This is a genomic window from Paraburkholderia sp. MM5384-R2, from assembly GCF_014201025.1.
Lineage (GTDB): Bacteria > Pseudomonadota > Gammaproteobacteria > Burkholderiales > Burkholderiaceae > Paraburkholderia > Paraburkholderia tuberum.
Genome location: NZ_JACHDI010000029.1, coordinates 26,462 through 53,419, shown reverse-complemented (window position 1 = coordinate 53,419; position 26,958 = coordinate 26,462). Strand labels below are relative to the sequence as shown.

Here is a 26,958-nt window from a genome sequence, read left to right as displayed (position 1 = left end):
GCTAGGTGGGATCGGCGGGATGCTTCGGCTGACGCTCGCGGGCCGCGCGCAGTTCGTCGATCTGGGCCTCGTATGCGTCATTGAACGCCTGACCGAAGAGCTTCTGGAAATCGTCGTCGGCTTCGCGCGCGACGGCGCCCTGCAATGCGACGAACAGATCCCACAGTTTCGCCTTGCGGTTGGACAGCACTTTTTCGAGCGCACCGGAGTCTTTCAGCTGCGCTTCGATCGAAGCGGGATCGAAGCGTCCGAGCACGTGCGCGAGCGCCGCGCGCATGCCGGCGAGCACCGCGAGCTCGTGCGCCTCGATATCGTCGAAGGCGCGCCTGAGCGCCTCGTCGGGCGGCAGATAACCGGCCGAGCGGCCCGTCAGCATCTGCGCCAGCGCGCTGTCGACGTCCGGGAAAAACTTGAGCGGATTGTTGTCGCGCGCGACGATCATCGTCGTATCGAGACGGGCTTCGCGTTTGGTCATCGAGCGCGCGCGCAGCACGCCCATCGTGCCGCGCAGCGCGTCGCGCAGCATCGTGCCGATCAGACGCGCGAACTCCGCTTCGGGCAGGTTCGGCGCGCGCGACGGATCGAGGCCGAGGCCTTCGAGCAGCGCCTGCAGGGTGGCCGGGTTCTGGCTCGCGGAAGTGGCGGCCGCCGCGTGGCGAACCGGGGCCGGCTGGGCGGTCGGCGCCGGCACGGCAGGCGGTGGCGTGATCGGGCTCGCGGACGGGGTCGGCTGCTGAAGCTGCTGCGCAACGGGCTCCAAAGCGGGCTCCAAAGCGGGCTCCAAAGCGGGCTGCGCAGCGGACGACGGCCCCGGCGCCGCGCCAGGTACAGCCACCCGCGCGGTGGCGGTCTGCGGCGCGACGACCGGCACGACCACCGGCACCACGGGAGCCAAAGGGGTCGATGGCGCAAACTGCATCGACGGCGTTGTCGGTGTCCCGAACAGATCATCGAACGGTGTCGCCGCCGACCCTGCCGCGCCGGGATCGAGCAATCCCGGCGGCAAGCCGGTCGGGCCGCCCAAAGGCGCGGCCGCCGGCGCGGGCGCAGTGGGCCACCCCGGCAACTCGTGCGAAGGATGCGGCGCGGCCGGCGAGCCGCTGCCCGGCTGCCCGGGCGTTTCCCATTGCGCCAACGCATCCGCGAGCGGGTCGTAGTCCGCCGGAATACCGCCCGTGGGTGTGGCAGGCCGGCCGGGATCGGCCCGGGATGCTTGCGGCGCCGAAAACGCCTGCAACTCCGGCGACACATGATCGCTCTCCGAGCCCGCAAAGCCCGGACCCGACGAGATCCGCTGCGGTTCGCCGAAGCCCGGCTGCCCGAGCGGATCGAGCGCGCCCATCTGCAACGCGTCGCCTTGCGAATCGGCCGGCAACGGTCCACTGAGCACCTGCGCGGCACTCAGCGGATCACGCCCGCCCGTCAGACCGCGCACGCCGGCCGCCTGCTCGCCGATCGACACCTCGAGCAGATACGGACCGATCAGCAGACGGTCGCCGTCCGCGAGCCGCGCCTCGCGCGTGCCGCCCAACGCGCGCTGATTCAGCACGCTCGGATTGCTGCCCAGATCGCACAGCAGATAGTCGCCGCCGCGAAACTCGACGCGCGCGTGAACGCGCGAAATCGCGCGTTGTTGATCGGGCAGCACCAGCGTGCAGTCGTTGGCCCGGCCAATCGTGCCTCCGGCGGGGCCGAACGAGATCGCGATCGGCTCGGCCAGCGTCTCGTCGTTGAATCGCGCAACCCGCAGCGAAAGAATCGGATAGTTCACTTGGCTCTCCACGAGCGGTCAGGTGCATCACTCACGATTTGATTTTTTTGGTTCCGTCGTCGGCGTCTTTGGGCGCGCTCGGCGCGGTCGGTGACGAGCCGCTGCCGGAGCCCGCCGAGCCGCCCGAATTGAGCAGGATCGGTGTGCCCGACACCGCCACGCTGACCGGCCCGACCACCACGAAGGCGCCGCCCGCTTTCAGCGTAATGCTCGCACCCGCTTCGATCACGATGTTCATGCCCGCCTTGAGGTGGATATTCATGCCGGCGTCGATCGCATAGTCCATGCCGACCTTTTCCTGCAACTTCTGCCCGACCTTCAGCGACGCGTTGCCATCGACCTGGGCGTTCTGGTCGCCCGTCACGGCGTCGTGGCGCGCGCCGGTGATCGCCACGAACTCGTTGCCGGTCACTTTCAGATGCCGGTCGTTGCCGACGTTACTCAGCATGTCGTTCTTGACCCAGGTCTCGTGGTCCTTTTCGGCGTGGAAGAACAGTTGCTCGCTGCCCTTGTCGTCGTCGAAACGCATTTCGTTGAAACCGCTGCCGCCCTTGGTCGAATTGCTCTTCAGCGTCGAGAACATCTGATTGGCCGGCAGTTCGTACGGCGGCATCGTGTTCGCGTTGTAGACGCAACCGGTCACGAGCGGCCGGTTCGGATCGCCCTCGATGAACTCGACGACCACCTCCTGACCGATCCGCGGCAAGAAGAACGTGCCCCAGCGTTTGCCGGCCCAGCTCTGCGACACGCGCACCCAGCACCGCTTCATGCGCGCGTCGGCATCGGCCGGCGGAGCGAACTGCTCCCAATGAAACTGCACCTTGATGCGGCCATATTTATCGGTGAGGATTTCTTCGCCGTCCGGGCCGACCACCATGGCGGTCTGCGGGCCCGCCACGACCGGCTGCGGCGTCAGCCGCTCAGAGCGGAAGTGGTTTTCCTTGCGCAACGCGGTGAACGCGCAGTCGAAGAGCGGCAGCGAAGGATCGTGGCGCACCGTCGACACATAGACATCCGAATTGATCTCGTACGCGGCGCTGACCACCAGATACTCGTGGTTCTGCGCATCGCAGGCGTGATTCTCGAGCTTGAACTGACCGCCCGGCCAGATGCCGCGCGCGCTCGATCGGCCCGAAATGCTGTCGTTGCGCGCCTGACGGATCTCGATACCGACCTTCGCATAGCGGTCGCCGTCGCTCGACTGCGCGTGGCCGCTCAGATGTTCCTGCATCGCGTACACCGGCGGATCGTAGACTTTCGGCCGCGTCGCGCGCGACAGCAGGCCTTGCTGATTGCTCAAGGTGGGCTTTTCGAAATCGTAGTCGTTGACTTCGTACTTGCCGGTCTGCAATTCCGCGCCCGAACTCCACGCATACACGCATTCCTTCTCGTTCGAAGGCTCGTACCACGCATCGTACGAAATCGACGCATAGTGTTCGATCGGTCCGTGAACATCGCTCGAATCGGTCAACACCAGCGTGTGCTTGCCCCCTTTGTGCTCGAAGTAGTAGTACATGCCCTCGTGCTCCATCAGGCGGCTCACGAAGGCGAAATCGGTCTCCCGGTATTGCGCGCAGTGCTGCAGCGGCGGATAGGTCGCCTGGCATTTATTGCTGACGTCGATGTTGTAGTCCTGCAGCACGCCGGTCACGATATCGAGCACGCTCTTTTCATGGAAAAAGCGGCTGTGCGAGGCGCGCGTGAGCAGCCACAGCCGCGGACGCACCACCGCTTCATAGCGCGCCATGCGGTTGCGGGTGTTGTCGCCCGGTGCGACGATCCGGAACGCCGTGACGATCCCGTTGAATTGCCGCTCGCCGTCCTCCGGCAACGACAGCGCAATCGAGATGTCATGCCCGAGCAGATCGCCGGCCTGCAGATCGTTGCGCTTGCCAAGCAGATCGAGCCGCCATTCGCTCAGGCGCCCCAACTCCTCGGTGCCGCTCAGATGCAGAAACAGCAGATCCTCGCCGGCAGGCGCGCAACTGACGGTGACGTGTCGGTTCGGGTTTTGCGTGGTCATGTCACGGAATCATCGTCTTGACTGTCGCCGGATTGACGATCGTGACCACGCCGCCCCAGTTGCACATGCAGGTCGACACGTTGTCGAGCGACGGCTGGTTGCCGAGCAGCACGGTCGGCGCGCCCGGCGTCCACGGCGTCATGGTGGCCGGAATGCACGGCATCGGCGTCAGCACGCCCAACGCCGCCGCCGTCGCGGCGGCGACGGTCGGATTGGCGGGCGAGCTGCACACGCCGAACGGCATGATGTTGACGAGCGGAATGTGATCCATGATGTTGGCCGCGGGCGGCCCTTCGCCCATCACCCGGTTGACCGGCAACACCACGAGCGTCGAAGGCGCCGCGCCGAACGAACATTGCAGCGTCGCGCCCATGCTGACTTGTTGCGGCATAAGAAGGCATCCTCCGCTTTCGATCAATCGAACGTATAGAGAAATTCACCGTCGCGCGCGCCGATCTGCACTTTCGTGACCGGGCTGCCGTTCATCATGCGCGTCAGAAACTCGGTGCTGATACGCGGCAGCAGCGTGTTGGTCAGGATTGCGTCGATCATGCGTCCGCCGCTTTCGAGTTCGGTGCAGCGGCTGCCGATCAGCTTCACGACGTCGTCGTCGTAGCTGAACGGAATCTTGTGCGACACGCGGATGCGTTTCTCGATCCGGCCGAGCTGCAGCCGGATGATCGCGCCGAGCATCTCGTCGGACAGCGGAAAGTACGGAATGACCACGACGCGCCCGAGCAAGGCCGGCGGAAACACCTTCAGCAACGGCTCGCGCAGCGCTTTCGCAATACCTTCGGGCTCCGGCATCAGCTCCGGGTCCTTGCACAGGCTCGTGATCAGATCCGTGCCGACATTGGTGGTCAACAGGATCAGCGTGTTCTTGAAGTCGATCACGCGGCCCTCGCCGTCTTCCATCCAGCCCTTGTCGAACACCTGGAAGAACAGCTCGTGGACGTCGGGATGCGCCTTCTCGACCTCGTCGAGCAGCACCACGCTATATGGACGGCGGCGCACCGCCTCGGTCAGCACGCCGCCTTCGCCGTAGCCGACGTAGCCGGGCGGCGCGCCCTTCAGCGACGACACCGTATGCGCTTCCTGATACTCGCTCATGTTGATCGTGATGACGTTCTGCTCGCCGCCATACAGCACCTCGGCGAGCGCCAGCGCGGTCTCGGTCTTGCCGACTCCGGAGGTGCCGGCGAGCATGAACACGCCGATCGGCTTGTTCGGATTGTCCAGACCCGCGCGCGAAGTCTGAATGCGCCGCGCGATCATCTCCGTCGCATGAGCCTGGCCGATGATGCGCCGGTTCAGGTTCTCCGCGAGCTTCAGGACGTTTTCGATTTCGTTGCGGACCATCCGGCCCACCGGTATGCCGGTCCAGTCCTGCACGACGGAGGCGACCGCCTGCTGGTCGACGGTCGGCAGGATCAGAGGATCTTCGCCTTGATGCTGCGCGAGCTGCGCCTGCAACTCGCGCAGTTCGGCGAGCTGCGCTTCGCGCGTCACGGTGTCGCTGGCGGGGTTGTCAGTCGCGCCGGTTGCCGCTGTTTCGTTTACCGTTCCGTTCGCAGCTTCGTTCGCTTCGTTCGCTTCGTTCGCTTCGTTCGCTTCGTTCGCTTCGTTCGCTTCGTTCGCTTCGTTCGTGCGGCTGGCTTGCGCCGCGCCTTCCACCTTGCCGGTCTCGCCGCGCAGTTGCGCGCGCAACGCGAGAATCCGCGTCACCAGTTGTTTTTCCGCCTGCCAGCGGGTGTCGAGCGTGGCGAGACGCGCCTGTTCGGCGGCGAGCTTTTCCGCCGCGGCGGCTTCACGCTCCCGCGTGTCGACGCCCACCGCGCTTTCCCGGCCGATGATCGCCAGTTCGGTTTCGAGCGCGACGATCCGCTTGCGCGAATCGTCGACCGCTGCGGGCGTCGCATGCTGGCTGACCGCCACGCGCGCGCAGGCGGTGTCGAGCAGGCTGACCGCCTTGTCGGGCAACTGCCGCGCCGGAATGTAGCGATGCGAAAGACGTACCGCGGCTTCGAGCGCTTCGTCGAGCACCTGCACCTTGTGGTGCTGCTCCATCGTCGAGGTGACGCCCCGCATCATCAGGATCGCGCGGGTCTCGTCCGGCTCGCTGACCTGCACGACCTGAAAGCGCCGCGTCAATGCGGGGTCCTTCTCGATGTGCTTCTTGTATTCGGCCCACGTGGTCGCGGCCACCGTGCGCAGCGTGCCGCGCGCGAGCGCCGGCTTCAGCAGATTCGCCGCGTCGCCGGTGCCGGCCGCCCCGCCCGCGCCGACCAGCGTGTGCGCTTCGTCGATGAACAGGATGATCGGCTTTTCCGAGGCCTGCACTTCCTCGATCACCTGCCGCAAGCGGTTCTCGAACTCGCCCTTCATGCTCGCGCCCGCCTGCAACAGACCGACGTCGAGCGTGCGCAACTGCACGTCGTGCAGCGACGGCGGCACGTCGCCCGCCGCGATGCGCTGCGCGAAGCCTTCGACCACCGCGGTTTTGCCGACGCCCGCTTCGCCCGTCAGGATCGGATTGTTCTGGCGACGGCGCATCAGGATGTCGATCACCTGGCGAATTTCCTCGTCGCGCCCGACGATCGGGTCGAGCTTGCCGTTGCGCGCCTGTTCGGTCAGATCGGTGGTGAAGCGCCGCAGCGCTTCCTGCTTGCCCAGCGCGGCGGCCGGCACCGGGCCGCCCGTGGTGTCCGCGTCGCCGCCTTCGCGCTGCGCGCCGCCCGCCCGAAAACCATCGCTCGCGCTCAGCGCCGCTTCCGGCGACTCGCGCAGCAGGCCGTGAAACTCGTCGACGAGCGAATCGAGCTTGATGCGCTCGAACTGACGCGAGATGCCGTAGAGCCCGTTGCGCAGCGACGGCGTCTTCAGGAGGCCGACCACCAGATGGCCGGTGCGCACCTGCGACTCGCCGAACATCAGCGAGCCGAACACCCAGCCACGTTCGACCGCCTCCTCGACTTGCGACGAGATGTCGGTCACCGAAGCCGAACCGCGCGGCAGACGGTCGAGCGCTTCGGTCAGATCGCGCGCCAACGCGGAAGGCTCGAGCCCGTAGTGTTTGATGATGCGGTGCAGGTCGGAGTCCTGCAGTTGCAGGATCTGGTGGAACCAGTGCGACAGCTCGATATAAGGATTGCCGCGCAACTTGCAAAACACGTTCGCGCTCTCGATTGCGCGGAATCCGAGCTTGTTCAGCTTGCCGAACAACGCTGCCCGTTTGATCTCGGCCATTTTTCTATTCCCTCGATGATGTCGATGGCGGCGCCCCCGCGGACGCCTCGCGGGCCGCCGCGGCAATCCGTGAACGGCCGTCCGGACCGGTCGGCCGCAACACCAGTTGACGCTGATCGCCGCGCGCCGGGCGGCCGAGCGTCCAGGTGGTGTAACCGAGGCGCATGTGGCGCCCGAGCTTCAGGCGTGGCACCTCCTCCTGTTTCAGCACCAGCCGGAGATCCCAATCGAGCCCGTCGCGCGCGTAATTGCGCACCCAGTCGACGAGGCGCTTCAGACTCTCGCCGCCCGGCAGGAAGCGCTCGTAATCAGCGCGGCTCAACGGGCCGATGACGATGCGGAATTTATGCTGGCAATCCCAGACGCGCGCGCCGAGCAGCGTCGACACGCCGAGCGCGGCCGAACCGTCCGGCGCGCCCAGACGCAACAACGAATTCGCGGGCAGCGTCATCCAATGGCCGACCCACTGCTCGATGTCGACCGGCAGGTTGAAAAAGTGCGCCAGCACGAGTTTCAAGCCGGCGGCCGGACGGGTCGGGCCGCCCAGCAATCCGGCGAAGTGCAGTTTGGCGAAATCGGGCACCGCGTCGCGCTCGCGCAGCGTCGGCTCGCCCAGCCCGAACACGCTGCCGACATAAAAGGAAAAGCGATCGCGCCCCGGACGGTCGAGACTCACGGCCGGTTGCGCATTGGCCCATGCGCGATAGAACAGCGACACCATCCGGTGGTGAAAGACATCGAGAAAGCGCGCGAAGGTCGGATCGTTCGCGTTGCGGGCGCGGTCGCGAGCGTACTCGGTCAGATGGGTGGGCAACGGACCGTGCGGCCCGAGCAGGCCGAAGAACTTGACCGCGAGGCGCGCGGCGTGATGCTCGCCGGCCGGCGTGAAGTCACCGAGCGTCGTCGGATGGAAAACCAGTTCGGGCTCCTGCACGAAACGGATCGCATCGTCGCGCGGCTGCATCGACTCGCCGACGCGCGGCTTGTCCGCATACGCATTCTCCAGCAGCCGCACGACCTGGAAGAAGTCGAAGCGGCGCGCATCGTCTTCGAGCCGGCGCAACAGTGTCAGAGCGTCCGGCATTGTCCGACCCTCGCTGGCCAGCGCATGATCTCGCCGCGCGACAGCGTCTTCACGACGGTCTCGGTGAACGAGTTGATCGATACGTATTGCGCGAAATATTGCGCGAGCACGGCACCGAGCAGAAACGCGCCGGCGCCTTCGAACGCGGCTTCGTCGAGCGTCAGCGTCACTTCGAGACCGCGGCCGAATACGATCGGTCCCGCGCCCGGCAAGCGTCGCGTCACCGAGCGCGAATCGATCGAGCGCACGCCCTCGATCAGCCGCTGACTCGCGATCTCGTCGGCGGGACAGTAGAGACTCAGCAGATCGCGCAGCGCGCGGGCGCCCTCCTGTGCATCGTTATCGAGCAGCGACGAGTAGTTCAACGACAGGTGACTCAACAGCCGCCACGCCACGGCCCCGTGCGCATACGACGGCAGCGGCCGGCTCGGGCCGCTCACGCAGCGCACGCTCTGCACCGGCGCTTCGACATCGAGCGTGAAATCGGCGGGGCCGACGCCGACCGGCATCGTCAGTGGCAGGTCGCGATTCGTGCACAGCACCTGCAAGCCGAGTTGCCGCAGGTCAGCGCGAAACGGCGCATTGCTCGCGTCCACCAGCGCGATGAACATCTCGCTGCCGAGATAGCTCGTGCGCGGGCCGCGCTCATGCTGACGCGCCGACGGCAGACGTTTTTCGCGGCGCACCTGGTAGTACGCGCCGGCGCGATAGGTCGCGCCGAGATCGCGCGCGTAATAGAACGGCTCGAAGCGCTGCTCGCCGCCGGCGCCCGCGCTATAGCCGGTCGCACTCTCGATCTGATAGATCTCGAAGTCCATCGGCCGCGTGCGATCGGCCACCACGTGATATTCGAACTGTTCGTCCGACAGCGCGATGCGATCGGTACGCCGCGCAAAGAGATTGATCGCGGGCGTGCAATGCAGCGCGAAATTATTGGCATCGAGCGATTGTTCGAGCAGCGGATCACCGCGTTTGAGCAACACGATGACTTCGATTTCGGTGTCCGCGCAACGCCGCAACGCCGCGTGCAAACCGTCGATGGCAAGAAACATGAATCGCTGCGGAAACGCGAAATACTCCTGCAACAGCCGGTAGCCCTGGAACGACTGCCGGCTGACCGGCAGCAATGCTTCATCGTCGGCAAACCCGAGCGGCCGCAGTGCGCTCGCCGGCAACTGCACATGCCAGGACGCCGGACGTTTGGCCGGCATCACGACGACGCCGCTCACCGAACCGAGCAGACGCTCGTGGATACGCGTGGCCATCCCGTCCGCGCCGCGCAGATACAGCGTCAGCCGGTCGAGTTTCAACTGGTTGATTCTCAGACCAGCGGTGGCGCGTAGGCGCAGCCTGAGGCCGGCCTTGATAGCGGCGCCCGCCGCCATGCTCGCCGGCAGCGCGCTGTCGATGCCGGCGAGCGAGCCCGCGTGCGTAAAAAACCGCGCTTCCGTGATTTCGAGCGGCCAAAGCGTCAGTTCGTGCGCGCTGCGGTATTCGCAGCGCGTCGAGCCGTTCCTGTCGAGCACGCTGCGCAGCGTACTGCCGCGTGGAACCCGCACGCCGTCCGCGAGGTTGGAGCTGGTCAGGTCCGGCTGGATCTGCACCACGGCCATCGACGGCGTGGGCGCGAGGTAATGCGGGTACACCAGCTCCGCGAGATGCTGGGTGAAGCGCGGAAACTCGTCGTCGATCTTCAGTTGCACGCGCGCGGCGAGGAAACTGAAGCCTTCGAGCAGACGCTCCACGTAGGGGTCCGCGCATTCGAGGTTTTCCAGTCCGAGGCGCCCGGCGATCTTCGGAAATTCGCGCGCGAACTCGCCGCCCATCTCCCGAAGATGCTGCAGTTCCTGGCTGTAGTATTTGATCAGGTCTGGATTCATGGCTTCAGCGCGGCCCGCCCTGGTCGATCACGCGGATTTCGCCGACTTCCAGGTCGAGTTCGGTCCTGAAGTAGAGCCGCTCCGGATACGGCTGCGCCCACAGATCGCCCTCCACCAGAAACGACACGGTGTTGTGGCGCCCGGTCGTCTCTTCGAGTTGCATCGAACTGACCCGCACGGTGTCGCGCAGAATGCGCGGCTCGAACGCCCAGATCGCATCGCGCACGAGCCGCTCGAGCCGCGACGGATCGATGCCCGAGGCGGTCTTGCCGGCGATGTCCGGCAGGCCGAAATTGATCACGGAGGTCGCGACATACGGATAGCCGCTCAGATCCTGCACCGACGCGAGGCCATTCGCGTTCAGCAGCCAACCGAGATCGCGCTGCACGCTCTCGCGCAGCGCGCGCATCGACAGAACGCGCCGCTCGCGCGCTTCCTGCTTCGCCTCCGGTTCGAGATCGGTCAGCCGGTCGAGCAGCGACGGTTGCAGGCGATCACGCGCGGTCAGTTCAGCCATGATCCGGAGCGGCCGCGCCGTCCTGTTCGGGAGGCGCGTCGCCGTTCGTCAGTTCGATGGTGCGCACGTCGAAGAGCGCGTAGTCGTTCGCATCGGAGGCGAACATACGCTGTCCCACCGGCCGCGCGAGCACGGGATCGTCACCGATCCATTCGGTCAGGCGCGCGAGCCACAACGCTCGATTCGGCTCGGCGAGCGTGCCCGGATAGCGGGCGGGAATCAGACCGGCGGCCTGGCCGTCGTTGGACCACGTGAAAACGGCCGGCATCCAGACGCGGTCGCGCAGGTCGGACGGCGGCTCGATTTCGATCCGTTTGATGCGCGAAAAAGGAATCCAGTAATAGCGGCCGTTGAGCACGGCTTCGAGTGTCGGGCCGAGCCGGTTGTCGGCGTCGGCGAGCCACCTGAACGGTTCGCCGTTCAGTGCGCCGGCGGTGGCGGGCGCCTCGTCGAGCGCCCGCGCGCGCGCGGCGGCCGCCGCGCCGCTATCGCCCGCGGTGTCGAGCCGCAATGCCTCGAGGAGCAGCGCAAGCCAGCCGGTCGGCTCGCCGAAGATCAGCGGCGCGCGCTCGCCTTTGAATACCGCTTCGCGCAGCGCCTCGCATTGCAACGCTTCACGATAGGTTTGCACCATCGGCAACGCGGCCGCGTCGAGTTCGCCGACGACGTTCAGTTGCGTCAATGCGCGATCCCAGGCGCCCGTCACCGCGAGCAACTGGAAGAGAAAGACGCGATAGGCGGCTTTCGACGGATCCTTGCGAACCTGTTTTTGCAATTCGCGCAGACATCCGTCGAGATCGCCTTCGCGCAAGCATTCTTCTGCGTTCATGCCGGTTCGCTCCGGTCTGCTGTCTCGAGTCGTCCCACCCGCCGCCGCACTGCGGCGGCAGGACCGCCGCAGTGCAGTCGCCCTTTGCGGTCAGCCGATCAGGTAGTCGCGTTGGCGGGGATGTTCCACTTCACTTCGACCACCCCGCCTTCCTTCTCGCCCTTCGCGTTTTGCGGCTGGTACTCGACATGGAATTTTTCGAAGTTGAGCGTGACGTTCTCGGTGAAGCGTTCTTCGCCGCCCGAGCCGCCGGTCGAATACGAGCTGATCAGCACGCCGTTCAACGTGATCTTGTAGTACTCGAGCGGATTGTCGCCACCTGCCTTGCGCACCGTCAGCAACGCCGTGTCGATGTGCGTGCCTTTGGTGCAGGCTGCCATGATCGGCGGACTCGCCTTGTCGCTGTATTTGGTAAATGACAGGTCCTGCACCGACACCTTGCCGGCGCCGCCGCCCGTGCCCATGTGCATCGTGCCGCTCTGGCTCATGCCCCAGCTCCACGCGAGCACTTCGATTTCTTCCTTGTGGGTCTTGTCCTGCGACTCGCCCTTGATATCGCCCAGCTTCATGAACATGTCGATGGCCATCTTCTTCTCCGCTCAAAGCAATTCGTCACTGAATGGGGATTTCCGTCATGCCGCCTTGGCGGACGGAAGCTTCGAAACCAACCGTAGCGATACGGTCAGGCCTTCCAACTGGTAGTGCGGACGCAGGAAAAACTTCGACGTGTAATAACCGGGATTGCCTTCGACTTCCTCGACGACCACCTCGGCGGCCGCCAGCGGGCGTCGTGCCTTGGACTCTTCCGTCGAGTGCGCCGGATCGCCGTCGACGTACTGAAGGATCCAGTTCTGCAGCCAGCGCTGCATGTCGTCCCTCTCCTTGAAACTGCCGACCTTGTCGCGCACGATGCACTTCAGGTAGTGAGCGAAGCGGCTGCAGGCGAACAGGTAAGGCAGACGCGCAGCCAGGTTCGCGTTCGCGGTGGCATCGGGGTCTTCGAACTCGGCGGGCTTGTGCAGCGACTGCGCGCCGATGAAGGCGGCGAAATCGGAGTTCTTCTTGTGCACGAGCGGCATGAAGCCGTTCTTCGCGAGTTCGGCTTCGCGGCGATCGCTAATGGCGATTTCGGTCGGGCACTTCATGTCGATGCCGCCGTCGTCGGTGGGGAACGCATGCACCGGCAGGTTCTCGACGGCGCCCCCCGACTCGATGCCGCGAATCCGCGAACACCAGCCGTACATCTTGAACGAGCGGTTGATATTGGTCGCCATCGCATAGGCGGCATTGGCCCATGCGTATTTGCCGCTGTCCGCGCCGGCGGTGTCTTCCTCGAAATCGAATTCCTCGACCGGATTGGTCTTGGCGCCATACGGCGCGCGCGCGAGAAAACGCGGCATCGCGAGACCGACGTAGCGCGCATCCTCGGATTCGCGCAGCGAGCGCCACGCCGCATGTTCGGGAGTCTGAAAGATTTTCGTCAGGTCGCGCGGATTGGCCAGCTCCTGCCATGAATCCATCAGCATCACCGCGGGATCGGCGCCGGCGATGAACGGCGCATGCGCGGCCGCCGAGATCCTGGATATCTGCGTCAGCAGATCGACGTCGGGCCCGCCGTTGTCGAAGTAATAATCGGCCACCAGCGCGCCATACGGCTCGCCGCCGAACTGGCCGTATTCCTCTTCGTAGAGCTTCTTGAAGATCGGGCTTTGATCCCACGCGGTGCCCTTGTACTTCTTGAGCGTCTTGTACAGATCGCCCTTCGATACGTTCATCACGCGGATCTTCAACGTCTCGTCCGTCTCGGTGTTGTTGACCAGATAGTGCAAGCCGCGCCACGCGCTCTCGACTTTCTGGAACTCTTCCGAGTGGATGATCTGATTGATCTGGCCGGTCAGCTTCTCGTCGATCTGCGCGATCAGCGATTCGATCGTCGCGAGCACATCGCCCGAAATCACGTTCGTATCGCGCAGCGCCTGTTCAGCGAGCGTGCGCACCGCCGTCTCGACGGCTTCCTTCGCCTTCTCGCTCTTCGGCTTGAATTCCTTTTGCAGCAGATTCGCGAAATCGCTCGTTTCAAGCGACGCCTCGCCGGGTTGCGCTTGCCCTTGGGTGCTAGGTTCAGCCATGGTCAGACTCCCCTGTAGATCACGCTCATTGCTGCGGCTTCGGTGCGGACGCCAACGACTGCAGCAACGCGGGATCGTTGAGCAGTTTCGCGATCAGCTCCTCGGCGCCGGTCTTGCCGTCCATATAGGTCAGCAGGTTTTGCAACTGGCCGCGCGCCTCCAGCAGCTTCGACAACGCGTCCACCTTGCGCGCGACCGCCGCGGGCGAAAAGTCGTCCATGCTCTCGAAGGTCATGTCGACCGCGAGGTTGCCCTGACCGGTCAGCACGTTCGGCACCTGCACGGCGACGCGCGGTTTCATCGACTTCAGACGCTCGTCGAAGTTGTCGACGTCGATCTCGAGAAACTTTCGATCCGCCACCGGCGCGAGCGGGTCCGCCGGCTGACCGGAGAGATCGGCCAGCACGCCCATCACAAAGGGCAGATTGACCTTTTTCTCCGACCCGTAGACTTCGACGTCATATTCGATCTGAACTCGCGGCGCTCGATTGCGCGCGATGAATTTCTGGCTGCTTTCCTTGGCCACGACCATTCCCCTGGTTGACGCCGCACGGCCGCAAGCAGCGTGGCGCATGACTGGCGTTGCTAGAAGCGAAAAAGCCCATCCCCGCCTGACTGCTTACTCGTTTTCGATACCGCCGGCCTGCCTGGCCTGGCGCACGCCTTCGGGCGCGAGGTCTTGCAGAATTTCCATGAAGTTCCTGTCGACCAGCCGGCGCGCGCGCAGCAGCAGCAGCGGCACCGGGCTGGAGGGTTCGTGACGCTCGTAGTACGCGCAGATCTTGTCGATCATGCGGATCACGTCCTGACGGTCCGTGATGTCGCCGGACAGCGGCACGGGTGCCGGCGCCGCGCCGGCGCTTTCGCCCGGGGTCACGTCGCCGTTCGGCGATGCCTGCGGCGCTCCGTCCGGGACATCGAGACGCTCGCCGAGAAAGTCGGCTGCACGCCGCAGCAGCCTCGATAGCGGCGACAGATCGATGGAGCGCGCCGCGCCGACACGCTCGGTCAATACCGTCTCGATGCGCATCGCGCTATGCGTGGCCGCGAGCAAGGCCGTGTGGGCTTCGGCGGCGTCCTGGCGGGCGTCGGCGATCACCGCGTCGATCGAGCTCAGCGACGCCGCCTCGACGCCCTTGGGCAGCGGCACTTCGCCGGTCGCATATTCGATGTCGCGCAAGCTGACGCCACCGTGCGCGCGCGACGACGCGAGCGGTGCGTCGCGCACGTCCACCAGCATGCCGGACGGTTCGACGAGGGCGGCGAGCGCGTTGACGCGGGCGGTCGGATCGTTGTCGTCGTCGGGATCGAGCTGTGGATAGACATGGTCCCAGCGCTGTTCGAGCAGGCCTTCGACGAGCGCGAGGCCCTCGGCGAAGCCAGCGAAACGTCGGCGATTGAGTAGCGCGCGCGCCAGGTGTACCGCGACGCGCAAGTCGCGGCCTTTTGCGAGCAGATCAAGCGATAGCGCTTCGGCCACTTTCCAGTCAGGCGGCGTGGCGGCGACCATGGTCTCGCCGAACTGCACTTCCGGCTTGCCGTGGACGACCTGCTCGAGCGCAAGGAAGTCAGGGTCGTACTCGAGGTCGTCCCCGCATGGACTGGCAGCTGATATGTCGGCAAGCATTTCGCCCGCGAGAAGCGTGGCCATGTCTGGTATCGGTCTCGGATGAGTAGTCTCGACGCACCGTAAGTGACCGGTACGGGTTGCCCTTGCCCGCCGGGAATCAGCGTTCCCGGAAATACGTGTTAACTCTGATTAGATTACCTTCGCCAGCTATTGCGATGTTTTTAGCGAGCGTTGTCCTTTCTCGGCGGCAATCCGATATGAGAATAGCACGCAGCCCGGAAAATCAAAGCCGGATAGCAATAGAAACGGATTTTGTTTAATTAAGCGAAACAGTATATGTAATACCATTCAACTCCATAAACACTTAAGAAGTTTTAACCTTTTCGTTCCGGCACCATTAAAATCACAAGCTCGGACAGTCGTCTTACGACCTCACCAGCGCGCCCTTTCAGGTCGGTCGATTGGCGGGATCGCCCAACATCTGGATAAACGAATCAGGTGCCCGGATTTTTAAAAAATTTGACTTTCCCGGCTTGCCGGTAAGCGCTTACGTTGCGTCCAGGGTTAGTCCTGATAGCGATAGAACCCGTCGCCGGAGCGGTGAATAACATATTAAGTTTTACCTTGTAATAAATAAAACGTGCCAATAGACTAAGTCTGTTTTCGAATCACGCGCCGGTTGCACGGCGGAATTGCCGGTATTGCAAGCGTTTGGCATACGCAATCTGCCCGATATGGCGGCAAAAGCGAGTGCCGGATTCATTGGGGACAGAAAACCGGCGCACCACACACGCGGCGAAATGGGTAGTGTCAGCAGCCGGGCTCCGCCCTCAAGAAGCGGGGCTCACCACCTTCGGGGTGAAAAGTGGCAGATATCCAAAGCGCTGCAATTGCCGACCACGCTGGAGAAAGCGCACTGCCCGACCTGTGGCAACGCCGCACCTGCCTGAGCCACGACGAAATGGCGTCGATCTATACGATCGTGCGCCGCGCGCTGACCGGCTACCATCCGTCGGAATTGCAGGCGCTGGGCGAGGACAAGGAAGAACTGATCTCGCAGTTCCTCTATCTCAAGGTGTTCCGCCTCGATACCGCGCCGACGGCATTGCCCACCTTCCCGCTGCACAGCGCGCCTTCGACCAGCCATGCCGTGTGCGCCTATTTCCGCCGCTATCTGATCGACTGTCTGCGCAGCGCGAGCCATCAGCGCAACGTGTCGCTCGACGAAGGCGACGTGATGCTCGAAATCGACCGGCAAACGGCTTTTCATCCCGATCCGATCGGCTCGGTCCTGTTGCAATACGGTCTGCACGAAGCCGAGGTACGCGAATCCGCGTCGCATTTCATCGCTTCGCTCGACGACGCCGAGCGCATGCTGCTCGCCGGCAGTCTCGGCTGGCTGTCGAACGAGAAAGGCGGTCTGTCGCAGGTGGCCGCGCGTTACGGCATCGCGTCGTATCACTACCGGGCTCGCAAGCTTGGCGTCACGCTGAAAAAAGGCTCGATACCCGCCGACTTCGCCCGCACGCAAATCGGCCGATGGATCGAGCACAACCTCGGCATCGACATCTCGCCGGGCAATCGCATCGTCATCCTGCTGGTTCTGGGCATTCTGTCCGCGCAGTCGCACGCGCAGGAATGAGCTCGACAGACCGCGAGCATATGAGAGGTCAACGGTGCAACTTGCCACCGCGAGCCTGACCGACCGGGGCGACCGCCCGCGCAACGAAGATTCGTTCGGCGACTGGTCGAGCGAACGGCTCTACTATTGCGTCGTCGCCGACGGCGCCGGCGGACACGGCGGCGGCGACACCGCCTCGCGCCTCGTCGTCGCTTCGGTGCTGGCGGATTTGCGCTACCTGACCGTTGCCGAATTACCGCCGACGGGCGACCGGCTGATCAGCGCGCTCACGCATGCCAATGAGAACATCGTCGAAGAACAGTTGCGCGGCCAAGGCAATGAAAAAGACATGCGCTCGACGGCCGTGGTGCTCGCCATCGACCGCGAATGCGCGACGGCCGCGTGGGCCCATTGCGGCGACACCCGCCTCTACTGTTTCCGCCACGGCGAGATCTGCGCGCGCACGCGCGACCACAGCATGGTTCAGCAGATGGTCGACGCGCGGCTGCTCGCCGAGGAGGAGATGCGTCATCATCCGCGCCGCAACGTGCTGTATGCGGCGCTGGGCACGCGCGACGCACTCTCCATTGCGGGCGTCGACGGCACTTTCGCGCTGCATGACGGCGACGCTTTCCTGATCTGCACGGACGGCCTGTGGGAGTACACCGACGACGCCGGCATCGCCGACGCGCTGGCCCATGCGGCGACACCCGGCGCCTGGCTCGACGCGCTCGCGCAACAGGTGCGCGCGAGCGCCAGCACGAATCACGACAACTTCACGGCGTTCGCGGTGTGGGTCGGCGACGACGACGCCCAGGCGACGCAATTGATGCCCAGCCCGGCACAGGCGTAACGCAGCGGATCAGCATCGGAACGGGGCTCGCATCATGCCGATCTCGATCATCATTCCCTGTCTGCAGATGGCGGCAACGCTTGGCCGCGCACTGGAAAGCTGCCTGATCCAGCCTGAGGCCGCGCAAATCATCGTCGTCGACGATGGCTCGACCGATGCTTCGATCGAAGTCGCGCAAGATTACGGCCGCCTCGACGCGCGCGTGGAAGTACTGCGCATGCACGTGAACGGCGGCGTCGCCGCCGCGCGCAACTGGGCCGCGATGCACGCGACCGAGGATCTGCTCGGATTCATCGACGCCGACGACGAATATCTGCCCGGCGCGCTGGCCGCGGCGAGTGGCTATCTGCAGCGTTGTCCGGGCGAGGCATCGGTACGGCTCGATGTCGACTATGCGGGCTTTCCGCGCGCGATCGTCGAGCATCCCGATTTCGATAAATATGCCGCAATCCTCAGCAACACCGTGCCGAGCAGTCTCGTGATCCGGCGGGCGGTGTATCGCGCGCTGGGCGGGTTTCCGCTCGACGCGTTCTTTCGTCGCGTCGGCGGAGAAGACGGCGCGTTTTCGTGGGCATTGAGCAGGCTGTTCGGCAACCGGCGGCTGATCGACGCGAAGCGGGTGCGCCAGCATTACCACCCCGCCATCCACGCTGAACGATTCTTCCGGATTCACCTCGGGATGGAGCAGCCCGTCCATCAGGAGGTCGTCGAAGCATGGCGGCTCTCGCAACGGTTCGTCGCGAGCGCCGAGGGCGCCATCGCGCAACTGCGCGCGCTGCATTCGCCCGCAGGCGCCGCGCCACCCGTCCCGCCCGCTTCGCCTGGCTCCCGCTAGTAGTCACCGCAGCCGTGCTGGGTGTTCGTCAGCAGGCAGCTGTTCAGGTTCGGCTGCGAACGCACCCGCTTCCATTCGACCGCGAGGATGTCCTGTTTCTCGCCAGGCGGCGTCGTGCTGAAGAGCGGCTGGTTCGAGCCGATGCAGATGTTGGTGCCCTGCAGATTGTTTTCGTAGACGAACGTCTGCTCCTGGCTACTGAAAAACGTCTGCAGACCGCTTTGCGCGACCGGATTGGGGATCGGGCCCTGCGGGTTCGAGATCGTGCTCGGAAACGGAATCACCGTCAGCGTGCCCGGCACTTCGTTGACGATATAGCCCACGCTGGACGTGAAGTTGGGGTCGATCGGATAGCCGCCCGCCGGTGAAGTCAGAGTGGCCGTGGTCGTCTCCGAGCCGCTCAACGTGCCCGCGGCGGTATCGCCGTTGATCAGGCCGCTCGTCGTGTAGGTGAACGCCGGGTTGGGTGCGCCGACGTAGCGCGTCGCGCCGTCGGCGGTGACCGTGACCGTCGGCCGTGCGACATAGACGAAATGATTTCCGGTGGTGGGCACCGTGCCGCCCCAACTACAGCCCGAGCCAAACAGGCAGCCGTAGAAATTGGGCTGCGCGGTGTTCGGCTGCACGCTGCCGCGTGTCTCGCCGTTCCAGGTGCTGGCCCAGACTCGCCATGCGTTGCCGGCGCCAAGTGTGCCGGAGTTCGCATCGACGAACACGCCGTTCTCCATCACCAGATCGATCGAGCCGCCCGCGCTCAGATTCGTATTCGGAGCCGTCGCGGACGGCGTGCTCGCGCCCAGCCCGATATTGCCGGTCGTAGCGGTCGCGACGAGGCTGCCGGTCAGCGTGGAGTTCGTCACGCTCATCGGGCTCAACTGGCTCGCGGCGGAGTCGAACGTCTGGCTCGTCAGCGGGCCGATCACGAAGCCATGCGAGTTCGAGAAGTCGACGCTCCCCGCCTTGGCCATCGCCAGCACGCCGACGTCGTTTTGCGGATCGGTCAGCGTGAAGGTACCGGGGCCGGCGAGAATCAGCCCGGCGGCCTGGATGCCGCCGGGGTCCGTGACGGGACCCGCCGACAGCAGCATCAAGGTCTGGCCCGGAGTCGAGATGCCGTAGGTCAGCGCGATCCCTTGACTGCCCGCGCCCGGGTTGGACAGCGTGAGATTGTTCGCGAAGCCCGGACGTGTCGGCACGCAAGTCGAGCCGCCCGATACGCACTGTCCGCCGACGGTGATGCGCCCGGTTTGCGTGCTGGACCCGAGCACGATGCCGGGAATCGACGCGAAGGTCGAGAAAGTCGGGGCGTCGATGCTGAGACCGCCGCCCGTGCCGAGCAGCGTGATCGGCGTCGCGTTCCGAGCGGTGATCGTGAAGCTCGACGGGTCCACCGACGCCGGCATGATCGACAGCACGCCGCCCGGCGACGACAGCGTCGCCTGCGTGATGGCGAGGCTGCTCGCCGTGCCGTCGTTGAATGCGCGCAACACGATCGAAGCGGGATTCGTCGTTGAGATCGTCACGTTGTCGGCGGTGGCATTGGCGACCGCACTCGTCACGCTGCCGCCGGTGACAATGGAGGTCGGATTGATCAGCCCAAACTCGCTCTGCTCGGTCTCGGGCACCGCAAGGCCGATCGCGACGCACGGATCGGATGTCGTGGTCGAACCGGCAATGCCGATCGTGGTGGTACGCGTCCCGGTCGCGCTGATCGCGCCATTGGCGATCAGCACGCCGTAGTCGTTCTGCAGGTTCGGACTGCTGCCGGCCGGGCCGCTCACCGCGCCGCGGATATCGATCGCCCCGCCGTTGGTCGACGTGATCGTCGTGCCGTCGGTGATCAGCACACCCTGCACGAACGGACCGGTGCCGCTGCCGAACAGGCTCACCGTGCCCGTGCCGGTCGTCACCGATACGGGGGCTGTCTGGATGCAGTCCACGCATAGCGTGTTCTCGAACATCAGCCCGATTACCGAGTCGCCGTTCACCGCGGCTCCCACGCTTTGTCCGGTGAACTTGAGGTTGCCGCTCGTCGACTGGACCGACGACCCATGCATGTCGAGGCCGATGCTGACGTTCATGTTCGACGACACGCTGCCGGCGGCGGAAATGTCGCCGCTGCCGGTGCTCAACGTGGTGCCATAAAAATAGACGCCGTCCGCGAAGGTGCCGCCGGTGCCTGTACCGGTGACATTGCCCGTCACGCCGATCGAGCCGGTCGTGTTGGAGATCGTGGTGTTCTGAATCTCGACGCCGAAGCCCCCTTGCGCGCTTTGCGCCACGCTGCCGTTGACCGAGATCGCGCCGCCCGAACTGCTGAGCCCGGGCTGCAGCGCGGGACCCTCGCCCACCGTGGCGCCGCCGCTCAGGAACACGCCCATCGCGCTGCTGCCTGAGGAGCTGCCGTTCACGCTCAGTGCCCCGCTCGCCGTACTGGCGGAACTGCCGGATAGAAGCACGCCAATGCCCTGATCCTCGATATTCGAACTGCCGGCGCCGCTGATGGTGAGCGCGCCGCTGCCGGTTTGAATCGTATTGTCACCTTGCGCGATCACGCCGTCGTTGCCTCCGCCGCCGGCGGTAGCCGTGCCGGTGATGCGAAGCGCGCCGCTCGTCGTCGAGAGCGAGCTGGTGCCGTTGATCGCCACACCGTTGGCGTTCGGGCCCAGCGCGACGCCCGTCAGCGAGAACACGCCGCCCTCCGTGGAAATGGTCGACGAGTCGATGAAAATGCCCGACGACGACGTGATCAGATAGCCAATCGCCACGCCATTGATCGGGAACGTGCCGGTGACCGTCAGATCGCCGCCCGCGGTGTCGATGTTCGAGTTCTGGATCAGGACCGGGCTCGCGCCACCGCTTCCCAACGTCACGCCGCCGCCGTTGGTCTTCACCGTGACGCCCTGGAACGAGACCAGGCTGAGCGGACTCGTGCCGCCCACGTTCGCATCGAATACGAGGCTGAGCGGCCCCGCGCTCGACGTGATGGTGTTGTTGACCAGCACCGACCCCGTCGCGCTCAGCTTCAGCGTGGCGGGAAGCGTGCCGGTCGTGAGGTTGAGCGGCGCGTCGACGACGATGTCGCCCGCGCCGAAGTTGGGATCGGTCCCCGTCAGTACCGTCACCGACGTGCCGAGGCTCAGCGGACCGGTGAGCGCCGTGTTCAGGATGAACGTGCTGCCCGTGATCGGCCCGAACGTCATCGTGTTCGAATCGGCTGCGGTCTGCGTCGGGACCGGCGCCGCGGTGACATCCGGCACCTGCGTCACGATGTCGACCTCGAACGGATCGAGCAGCCACCTGCCGCCCTGACCCTTCGCCGCCGATGCGTCGACGCTCATGCCGGTCGTGTCGAGCGTGTGGCCGGACGTTTCGATCAAGCCGCCGTTACCGCCCTGCGGCCCGCCCTTCGCGGTCAACGCGCCGTAAATGCGGCTGGCCGTTTCGCTGTAAGCCACGACGTTGCCGCCATTGCCGTCGACGAGCGCATCCGCATGGAGGCTGGCGCTCGGCGACATCCAGATCGCATTGGCATTGCGAACGGCGGGGTCCGCACCCGCCGGGCCGCCGCCGAAGTGCACGGTTCCGCCGCCCGCGGCGCCGCTCGCATCGACGTACGCTCCGGCCAGCAGCGCCACGTCGTAGCCGGTCACGTCGATCCTGCCGCCGGTTTGCCCCGCGCCGCCGCTGGCGTCGAGCGTCCCGCTCACCTGTGTCACGCCGTTCGTGCCGCCGTCGAGCAGAATGCGGCCGTCGTGTTCGCTCAGGCTCTGCGCGCGCACGATGCCTTGCTGGTTGATGACGGTGCCCGCCAGCGCGTCGGCCGTCTGTGCGCTCATCACCACGGTGCCGCCGTCGGCGGCCAGCGTGCCGGTATTGCCGATCAGCGCGTGCGCCGCGCCCTGGTTGATCTTCAGGGTGGTCAAACCGTCGCCGGCAAAGTCGACGGTGATGTCGTTGCCCGCGCCCAGCGCGACGCTGCCCAGTTTTGCGCTGACCGTGCCGCTATTGCTGACCGTGCCGCCGAGCAACGCGATGGTGCCGCCCGCGGCCGCCGTCAGCGACCCCGCGTTGCTGAGCGCCGCCGCGGACGCGCCGACGAAATGGAAGTTGCCGGCAAGAAAATCGGCATTGGAGATATTGAGTGTCGAGGCGATCATCGACCCCACGTTCACCGACGATCCCGGCGCAAAGATCACCCCCGCCGGATTGACGAGAAACACCTTGCCGTTGGCCTGCAGGCGTCCGGCGATCAAGCTGGGGTCGTTGCCCGTCACGCGGTTGAGCAGCGCGGCGGAAGCCGACGGCTGCGAGATCCTGACCGCTTCGCCGCTACCGATCGAAAACGCGTTCCAGTTGACGATCGCATTGGCCGAGCCCTGCGTGATGTGCATCTGTCCCGCGCCCGGCGAGTTGATGCTGACCGTGCCGGCCACCACCTGGGCGCCGGTCGGATTCGCGAGCGCGAGCGGCATATACGACGCCGCGAACAACGCGGCGACCGCGCCGGCGATCGTGCTCACATGCCCGGGTCGCCCATTGCATCGCTTGTTCATCGCACACCTCGGTGCAGATTGCTGCTGCTTGTCGTTGCGTTTCGTCTCGTTTCGTTACGTTTGGCTGCCTGCTAGAACGTCTTGGTCAGTTGCACATAAAAGCGCGGCAGCCTGTCGTTGCCGGTCGTATCGGGCCCGGTCGTGCGCCATGCGACGGTGCCCTGCAGCGCAATGCCGCCCGGCGCGGCCCAGAACGCGCCGAGACCTGCGCCACTGCGCGTGATCACGTTCGACCCTTGGCCCGGACGCGGCGTGGCGTTGTACCAACCGGTACCGAAGTCGAAGAACGTGAACACGGTCGCCCGCGCATCGATCGCAAAGCGCCCTTCGAGGGTGGCGACGAACCCCTCGTCGACCAGTGCCTCGGACGGCGAATAAGCGCGCACCGCGTGCGGGCCGCCGAGCAGGAAGCGCGACGAACTGTCGAGCGTGGTTCCGGCCCACTGGCCGGACACGCCGGCGAATACGCTGAGCCGCTCGGTGATCGCGTTCAGGCGGTTGGCGAAGAAAGTGGCGCGCACTTCGGTGCCTTGCGTGTCGCGCCCGAGCGGCGAGGCATCGAGCGCCTCGGCTTGCGCGTTGCGGAAATGCAGACTGCCGATCAACAGCTCGACATCCGCGCTATTGAAGCCGCCGCCGAACAGCGCGTCGCGGCTTTCATAGCTCAGGCCGATACTGCCCTCCACCAGCGATCTGGGATTGTGTTGATCGACGATGCCGACGTTGTCGATCAGGTCGCGATACTCCAGATTGACGCGCCCCAACAGGCTCTGATTGCGTGTGCGCACGAGCGGATGCGTGAGCGTGAAGTCCACCACGGTCGCCTCGCCCTGCGCATCGAGCGACGCGAATTCCTGGCCGAGCGCATAGTTGAGCCGCGACACCGCGACCCCGACGCGCGTGCCTTGCGCATTGATCGGCGCTTCGTAGCCGACGCGCCCGTAAAGGGTGTCGCTGCGTTCGCTGGCGAGCAGCCGCAGGTCCAGGTTGTCGCCGATCATGAACGGCGAGTTCAGGCGCGCGAGCGCGCCGAGCCGCCAGGTACCGCTGGACTCCGCGCCGAAGTTGTCGACATCGAGCGCAAAGGTCCAGCGTTTGGCCGGCGCGACGTTGACGGTCAGATCGACCGTGCCCGGCTCCTCGCCCGCTTCGATTGCCGAGGAGACCTGAATACCCGGCAGATCGGACAGCAGCAGCATGGTCCGTTCGAGTTCGTGCTGCTGCAGCGGCTTGCCCAACGGAATCTGCGCGACCCGCGCGCGCAACAGGTCTTCGCGGATCGGCGTGCCGGCCGCGATGTCGAGCCGCACATGGCCGACGCGCCCTTCGAGCACGCTCATTTCGACGTTGCCGGACGTGACGTCCTGCGGCGGGATCACCACCTGGGCGAGCAGATAGCCGTGATCGCGATAAATCTGCGTGATGCGCGCGGCAATCGCTTCGAGCCCGGCGAAACTGGTTTGCTTGCCGAGCTTGTCCTGAACGGGCGCAAGCAGTGCGTCGCTGGCGATCGTGTCGTTGCCCTTCAACCTGATGCTCTTCAGCAGGAAGGTCGGGCCGGGCGCCGTCACGGGCGCCGCCGGCGGCGGCACGACGGGTAACGCCTGAGTGCCGCCCGGCGGCGCCGGCCGGGTCTCGCGCGGCGCCGTCTGGTTCAGGATGCTGCCCGCGTTCGGCAGCGTCTGGCCCCACGCGAGCGCACTACTGCAGGCCACCGCCGCGGCGATCAGTCGGAGTCTGTTCATCGGTCTAGGGTCTGTTTGGTTCATCCCTGCTGCTGACGCGCGATGGTCAAACGCCAGCCGCCCATCAGATCGAATGGCGCCCAGAAGAACGGATGCGCGAAGCGCGGGGTGTGCAGAACCGCCAGTTGCGCGGTGCGCATCGCGTCGATCGCGTCATGGCCTTGCGCGAGTTGCGCGTAGAAGGTACGCATCGTCAGCGCGCTCGATTCGTCCGCGACCGGCCACATCGACACGATCAGGCTGGTGGCGCCGGCATAGAAGAACGCCCGCGTGAAGCCGAGAATTTCGTCACCGCGCGCGATCCGGCCAAGCCCCGTCTCGCAGGCCGACAGCGTGACGAGCGAGACGTTGTTGAGCTTCAGGTTGTAGATGTCTTTCGCCAGCAGCGCGTCCGGGCCGTCGGCCGGCTGCGTCGCGGGCGCGAGCAGAATGCTCGAGTGCAACGGATCGATCGTGTCGGCCTGGGCGTGCGTCGCCACGTGCAGCACGCGTCCGGCTGGCGCGTTGTCGCGAAAGCTCAGGCGCGTGGCATCGCTATGCAGAAACACCTCGTTGCGCGCGAACAGCGGCGCGATGCCCCGCACTTCCGCCTCGGCCCCCGGCAGCGCATAGGCAGGTGTGATGGTCGGATTGCCGAACGCGACCAGATCGCTCGCGATCTTCTGCTGGCGTTGCGCGAGTTGTACCGCGACGCTCGCCGATGGTTCGAGCGCGATCGCATGGCGTTCGATCAGAAAGCCGTCGGCATCGTGCAGCGCCTGAAACGGCAGATAGTGCAGCGCGCCGTGCGGCACGATGATGAGCCGCTCGTTCGCGCGCAAGCCGAGCGGCGCGATCAGCAACGCATCGAGCTTGTCGCCATAGGTCAGCGCGGCCGGTCGCCGGCGCACGATCGCATTGCGCAGGTCGGTCACGGCGGCCTCCATGTCCGCGCGCGCAATCGGCAAGGTGTGGCCGGTCAGGCCGTCGTTGCGCACCACCCAGACGATCAGCTCGTTGGGCAGACTGTGAAATTCGACGATCGCCTCGTTGGGCCGGAGCGCGCCGCGCGTCGCGGCAAGACTCGGCACCTGCCCGTTCAATTGACGGTCGTCGACGCCGGCGTCGACGCGGTTGCGCACGACGTCGAGCAGCGCACGCGCCCGGCTGCGTTCGGACAGGCTCCATGCGCTCTCGTAGTCGCCGGCTTCGACCGTCAGCGCGATGGCCTCTTCGAATACCGTTTGCGTGTCGCCGAACAGCGCCGTCTTGAACTCGTCGCTGCGAAACCGCGCGCGGATTTTCTCGGAGTCGTCGACGGCCAGCAGGTAGGCTTCGCGCGCATGCGGCTTGTCGCCGAGCGCGAGGTCGGCGCGGCCGATTCCTTCGTGGGCCCACAGGCGGTCGTAGTTGGCGTCGCTGGAATTGCCGCTTTGGCTCAACAGCGCTTCGAACGCGTGTTTCGCATCCTCGGGCTTGCCTTCGGCCAGCAGCAGATTGCCTTCGATGCGCCGGTAGGCGGGCGCGAGTTCCGCAGTGGCCGGTGCGCCGAGCGCATCGAAGGTTTGGCGCGCGCCAGGCGTATCGCCCTCGGCGAGCTGCGCGTTGATGATCGACATCAGCACCAGCGGTTTGTAACGCGGCGAGGCGGTCGTGAGCGCGTCTTCGTAGGCGGCCAGCGCCTGCTGCGGCTTGCCCCGGCGCAACGCGACGTCGCCGAGCACCTTGTTGGCCGGAGCAAAGACCTGCTCGGGCGCCTTCGGCGTCGAAGCGAGCGCATCGCGGGCGTAGCGTTCGGCGTTGTCGAGGTCGCCGGCATAGCTGTAGGCGATCGCGAGATCGCGTTTGGACAGGGCCGCCAGATCCGCATTGTTGGTCTGCCCGGCCACCACCAGGGCGCGCGCCGCGGCATCGACGCTGTCGCGGAAGTCGCCGCGCTCGGCGGCCGCGACGGACATGCTGCAATAGTCGTAGGCAGGGAGTTTGACGCGGTCTCGCGACAGCAGCAGACGTCCCTCGGACGTCAACGTGTTGATCGTTTCGGCGTCGCGTTCGCGTTCATCGGCCTGACGAAAGCCGAACGACTCGGGCGCGAGGGCCACGGCGCTCGCGGGCCGCGCCGCGGCGGCGGACGTGCCAGCGGCCAGCGTATTGCCCGCCGCGCCCAGCAGCATCGAGCCCATGACGAGCGCGCCCGTGATCCACGCGGCGTCGATCCGGTGTGCCATCCCGCGCGATAAGCCTTGGCGCTCGTTCACTTTAACTTCCTGCAAGAAGGCAAAAGGAAGCGGCTGGGATGGAATGCGCGTACGACCCGCAA

18 protein-coding genes are annotated in these 26,958 nt (G+C 65.5%); 3 read left to right on the top strand and 15 right to left on the bottom strand.

The window, feature by feature from the left end; translation table 11 throughout:
• Window position 1 precedes the first annotated feature (1 nt).
• The 12 genes from tagH to tssA form a co-directional block, all read right to left on the bottom strand.
• The gene (tagH, locus tag HDG37_RS32130) at window positions 2-1,771 is read right to left on the bottom strand and encodes a type VI secretion system-associated FHA domain protein TagH (protein WP_184054692.1); all 1,770 of its coding nucleotides are present in this window, start codon (window positions 1,769-1,771) and stop codon (window positions 2-4) included.
• A gap of 31 nt (window positions 1,772-1,802) precedes the next feature.
• Window positions 1,803-3,794, bottom strand: a complete 1,992-nt coding sequence (locus HDG37_RS32125; protein WP_184054691.1) for a type VI secretion system Vgr family protein — start codon at window positions 3,792-3,794, stop codon at window positions 1,803-1,805.
• 1 nt (window position 3,795) lies between these two features.
• Window positions 3,796-4,185 (bottom strand): DUF4280 domain-containing protein, encoded by a 390-nt coding sequence (locus HDG37_RS32120; protein ID WP_018422989.1) that lies wholly within the window; start codon window positions 4,183-4,185, stop codon window positions 3,796-3,798.
• A gap of 23 nt (window positions 4,186-4,208) precedes the next feature.
• Window positions 4,209-7,040 carry a type VI secretion system ATPase TssH gene (gene tssH, locus HDG37_RS32115; RefSeq protein ID WP_184054689.1) on the bottom strand — a complete coding sequence of 944 codons (2,832 nt, stop codon included), beginning with the start codon at window positions 7,038-7,040 and terminating at the stop codon, window positions 4,209-4,211.
• A 4-nt stretch (window positions 7,041-7,044) separates the two neighbouring features.
• Window positions 7,045-8,124, bottom strand: a complete 1,080-nt coding sequence (gene tssG, locus HDG37_RS32110) for a type VI secretion system baseplate subunit TssG (protein ID WP_184054687.1) — start codon at window positions 8,122-8,124, stop codon at window positions 7,045-7,047.
• Window positions 8,109-10,004, bottom strand: a complete 1,896-nt coding sequence (gene tssF, locus HDG37_RS32105; RefSeq protein WP_184054685.1) for a type VI secretion system baseplate subunit TssF — start codon at window positions 10,002-10,004, stop codon at window positions 8,109-8,111. Before tssF ends, tssG begins: the two co-directional genes overlap by 16 nt.
• Window positions 10,005-10,008: 4 nt before the next feature.
• Window positions 10,009-10,521 (bottom strand): type VI secretion system baseplate subunit TssE, encoded by a 513-nt coding sequence (gene tssE, locus HDG37_RS32100; RefSeq protein ID WP_018422993.1) that lies wholly within the window; start codon window positions 10,519-10,521, stop codon window positions 10,009-10,011.
• Window positions 10,514-11,350 (bottom strand): type VI secretion system accessory protein TagJ, encoded by an 837-nt coding sequence (locus tag HDG37_RS32095; protein ID WP_184054683.1) that lies wholly within the window; start codon window positions 11,348-11,350, stop codon window positions 10,514-10,516. Before HDG37_RS32095 ends, tssE begins: the two co-directional genes overlap by 8 nt.
• A gap of 98 nt (window positions 11,351-11,448) precedes the next feature.
• A complete protein-coding gene (locus HDG37_RS32090) occupies window positions 11,449-11,937 on the bottom strand; it encodes a type VI secretion system tube protein Hcp (protein ID WP_184031795.1) in 489 nt (162 codons plus the stop codon).
• A 45-nt stretch (window positions 11,938-11,982) separates the two neighbouring features.
• Window positions 11,983-13,479 carry a type VI secretion system contractile sheath large subunit gene (gene tssC, locus HDG37_RS32085; protein WP_184054681.1) on the bottom strand — a complete coding sequence of 499 codons (1,497 nt, stop codon included), beginning with the start codon at window positions 13,477-13,479 and terminating at the stop codon, window positions 11,983-11,985.
• A gap of 25 nt (window positions 13,480-13,504) precedes the next feature.
• Window positions 13,505-14,005: a type VI secretion system contractile sheath small subunit gene (gene tssB, locus HDG37_RS32080; RefSeq protein ID WP_026226255.1), complete on the bottom strand. Its 501-nt coding sequence runs from the start codon at window positions 14,003-14,005 to the stop codon at window positions 13,505-13,507.
• 93 nt (window positions 14,006-14,098) lie between these two features.
• Complete coding sequence (gene tssA / locus HDG37_RS32075) at window positions 14,099-15,130, bottom strand: type VI secretion system protein TssA (RefSeq protein ID WP_184054679.1); 1,032 nt, start codon at window positions 15,128-15,130, stop codon at window positions 14,099-14,101.
• 784 nt (window positions 15,131-15,914) lie between these two features.
• Here tssA and HDG37_RS32070 point away from each other — a divergent pair.
• Genes HDG37_RS32070 through HDG37_RS32060 form a run of 3 tightly spaced genes read left to right on the top strand, consistent with a single transcriptional unit; the run spans window position 15,915 to window position 18,358 of the window.
• A complete protein-coding gene (locus HDG37_RS32070; RefSeq protein WP_184054677.1) occupies window positions 15,915-16,691 on the top strand; it encodes a hypothetical protein in 777 nt (258 codons plus the stop codon).
• Window positions 16,692-16,725: 34 nt separating this feature from the next.
• Window positions 16,726-17,523 carry a protein phosphatase 2C domain-containing protein gene (locus tag HDG37_RS32065; RefSeq protein WP_184054675.1) on the top strand — a complete coding sequence of 266 codons (798 nt, stop codon included), beginning with the start codon at window positions 16,726-16,728 and terminating at the stop codon, window positions 17,521-17,523.
• A 34-nt stretch (window positions 17,524-17,557) separates the two neighbouring features.
• The gene (locus HDG37_RS32060; protein ID WP_221312207.1) at window positions 17,558-18,358 is read left to right on the top strand and encodes a glycosyltransferase family A protein; all 801 of its coding nucleotides are present in this window, start codon (window positions 17,558-17,560) and stop codon (window positions 18,356-18,358) included.
• Here HDG37_RS32060 and HDG37_RS32055 read toward each other — a convergent pair.
• The 3 genes from HDG37_RS32055 to HDG37_RS32045 all read right to left on the bottom strand — a co-directional run bounded on the left by HDG37_RS32055 (window position 18,355) and on the right by HDG37_RS32045 (window position 26,896).
• The gene (locus tag HDG37_RS32055; protein ID WP_184054672.1) at window positions 18,355-22,914 is read right to left on the bottom strand and encodes an S-layer family protein; all 4,560 of its coding nucleotides are present in this window, start codon (window positions 22,912-22,914) and stop codon (window positions 18,355-18,357) included. The two genes, HDG37_RS32060 and HDG37_RS32055, sit on opposite strands and share 4 nt — an antisense overlap.
• 71 nt (window positions 22,915-22,985) lie before the next feature.
• The gene (locus HDG37_RS32050; RefSeq protein WP_184054670.1) at window positions 22,986-24,659 is read right to left on the bottom strand and encodes a ShlB/FhaC/HecB family hemolysin secretion/activation protein; all 1,674 of its coding nucleotides are present in this window, start codon (window positions 24,657-24,659) and stop codon (window positions 22,986-22,988) included.
• 20 nt (window positions 24,660-24,679) lie between these two features.
• Entirely contained in the window at window positions 24,680-26,896 is a 2,217-nt protein-coding gene (locus HDG37_RS32045) for a CHAT domain-containing protein (RefSeq protein WP_311541696.1), read from the bottom strand.
• Window positions 26,897-26,958: the final 62 nt, after the last annotated feature.